Source organism: Nostoc sp. 'Peltigera membranacea cyanobiont' 232 (assembly GCF_002245985.1).
Classification (GTDB): domain Bacteria; phylum Cyanobacteriota; class Cyanobacteriia; order Cyanobacteriales; family Nostocaceae; genus Nostoc.
On record NZ_NOLK01000329.1, the window covers coordinates 1 to 3,030 of the forward strand.

Annotated in this window: 2 protein-coding genes; both read right to left on the reverse strand. The window is 38.0% G+C overall.

Going from position 1 to position 3,030, the window contains the following annotated elements:
• Window positions 1–680 precede the first annotated feature (680 nt).
• Window positions 681–1,163, reverse strand: a complete 483-nt coding sequence (locus tag CDG79_RS39885) for a hypothetical protein (protein WP_094346964.1) — start codon at window positions 1,161–1,163, stop codon at window positions 681–683.
• A 561-nt stretch (window positions 1,164–1,724) separates the two neighbouring features.
• Window positions 1,725–2,216 (reverse strand): hypothetical protein, encoded by a 492-nt coding sequence (locus CDG79_RS39895; RefSeq protein ID WP_094346966.1) that lies wholly within the window; start codon window positions 2,214–2,216, stop codon window positions 1,725–1,727.
• Window positions 2,217–3,030: the final 814 nt, after the last annotated feature.

Here is a 3,030-nt window from a genome sequence, read left to right on the forward strand (position 1 = left end):
AACGAAGCACGAGTCCGTAAACGCCGCCCGAAAGCTTATCCCTTAATGACCAAACCTCGGCACGAATTACGAAAGCAGTTGCAAACTGCTTAATACACAAGCGTTTTGGCTTTTCTTAGTGCCATTCCCCTATATCCCAACGTCGCTACTGGATGTCTAAAGCTAAAGAGCAAGGGATTACTGTAACCTCAGTTATTGTTGAGGCGTTAACCCAAAAGTTTGGAGAACCAGAAAACCAGAAAGCAAGAAAACCATAACAATGAGGGAGAGGGGCGACAGGATACACATGATCAGGAATTTAGGAAAAACGTTTTTCCTAAACCAAATATTTGAGAAATTTTTGACGCTACTCTCAAAACGGAGAGCGGGTGAAAGGAGTGTAGAAGGCTCCCGCCCCAAGTCTTGCCTCACTAGTGGACAAGTGACTTTTAGCGACAAAACCTGTAACCATTCATCTGCGGATATAAGAGCAAGTTTTACCGATTGCTGAACTATAAGAGTACGTTGAAATCTTAGAAAGATTCTCGCCTTAAAGCGACAGTCAACACATGGAAATTAATTTAGGAAAAACGTTTCTCCTAAACCAGATTCCGCACAACTCAAAGATATTGGTCAGGGTATTATCCTTAAATATCATTACCGTTGAGTCAATATATAAAATGGCATTTGGATTGGCGGGACTAGCCAAAATAAGTAAAGACTACCAATTTACGGTTTGGAATAACAAGAATCTCTCCTTCGTCTTTGGAGGAGTAGTAGCTTCCTTTTTTAGAAGCAGCCTCAAGGATTTTAGACAACAGTGAGTGACTTGCACCCGAACAACCCAAACCTGGCCAAGAGACTTCACTCGTCCATGAATCGGGAACTGGTGTTTCTTTCCACGAGGTATATGTGTAGTAACGCTCTTTGCTTTTTCTTGAATAGATAACGTCGTTAAAAAAATCAAGTTCTTCGCGGTCAATGGCATCCGCAGTTGCATTTGATAGCCGAAATATAGCTGCACCACAACCCTCTCGAAAATAGCTCTCACCGCCAATATGTATGGCGTAGGTTATGTCAATTTTTGCGGGAATAATCCCACTATACCAATCATATTCAAAAGCTGACCATGCTACATATATAGTAATAATTATTGAGACAATGATTTTTAAAGAATTTTTCATTAGTCAGGCAAAGGAGTTGAACAATTCAAAGCTAACCTCCTATCGTAGCAAAACCTTCCGTTTCGTCTACTCATTAATATTATTAAGCAGCATCAATTTAGTTTTCTCTATTGCGTTCGCCCTTACTTCGACCGAGCAATCAAGGTATGCGGTAATGGCTGCTGAAACTCTTGATAATTGTGGTTTTTAAAGAAATCAAAACTCTTTTGCTTACTTTAGTTTCTTACTATTGTTAAATCATCAATTTTAATCATGCTTGGTAAATACCCTAAAACCGTCTGAAAATTCAATAAGTGCTTCATTTTCACATAGTGATTGACCCTGTTCGTTTACCATCACTTTATATGGACGATTACAAGTAAAACAGAAATCTTGGAAAAAAAATGTCCAACCACATTCAGTAACAAATGTTTTAAGTATGTGCCAAAGATTATCTTCAGGACAGCATTGCAATTCAGAAATGCAGTAATCTAATACGCAGCAGATACTACACTCTGTATCTGGAGCCACTAAACCAGATGCCAAAAAACGCCACAATCCCTCTCGCTGTCTTTGCTGATTTTATTTTGCAGATTTCCAAATTGGAGATGATTTTTCACTATCGCGTAAATTCACAGGTATAAGGCTATGTATAATTGACCAAAATCCCAACTGTTTTTGAAGGTAGTTCCATAGATTAATATCCAACTGCCTAGCAACTGTTTCAATCAAAGGGAATACGATAGTCCGACTAAATTTGTTACTAACAAACCCTTGTTTAAACAATTGTTTCTCAAGCTGCTTAATGAGGTTATTAAGTTTTCGAGGATTACACCAATTCTCATGCGGATAGACACAGTTGATAAAACTTAAATTAGCTATACCAAATGGACTATCAAAAAAATATATGTCCAATTCTTCTAAACTAGATATTTGCTTGTAAACAGCTTTAATCGCTTGGGTCGCTTTTTGTGTATCAATAGGTTGTGTTGAAAGTGATGCTAACTGCCACTTTCTCTTATATTCACAAAGTAAAGCTTCCTGATGTGGTGTTAACTCAGAAATTTGTCGCATCAATGATTGAGCCAGTTGTTAATTTTCTTCCGTAACTTAGAAGTCGTAGCAATTCAGCAGCGTGACAATAAGCTGGCTTGAGGATCTAATTGACCTAAGTAATATCTTAATGCCTTTCTGAATTACCACTCCTTGAGTCGAGTGTAATAGCAGTGAGTTTGAGCAGCAACCTTGAGATTACTAAGTAAAATTGTGATGTCGTCTAACCCTTAAATCCCGACATAAAAGAGCGATCGCCACTTTCTACCCCAGCCTCCCCAGCTTGCGAAGCACGACCGCGCAAGGAAGTTTATCCGTATTGGCTAACGAAAGGCTTATAAATAGGGGGTTTGAGTTAAGTAAGAAAATTTTTCTTAATTTGTCTTCTTACTTATGCCAAATTCCATAACTCATTGACTAACTTTTACTATTAAGGTATTGAACAAAATCTATGTCAATGTGATATTAATATCTGGCCTATATCCGTTCTACAGAATGTTCTAAGGACTGAAAAGCATTAGACAAGTGCTAAATAATTCCAAATTTGGACAATGAACGGCTCTTGCTTACGCCCACGCTTAAATATATTAGGGTGTGAATGTGTACAAAACATAGCCAAATCACGAGATAGATTTAATTGAATAATAGATGGTCTTCCAGGTAGTTCCAATAAAACTTTAGATTCTCCAGTAGCTAAGTCAACAGACTTAACGCTCTTTTATTACTCTCATGAGAGTATAATTAGTTACTAAGAGTTTAACTTAGCAAGGGTATTTAATTGGGTTCAAGAACGGCTACCTCCACGATCACCGTGGTAGATCAGTACTGCGATGCC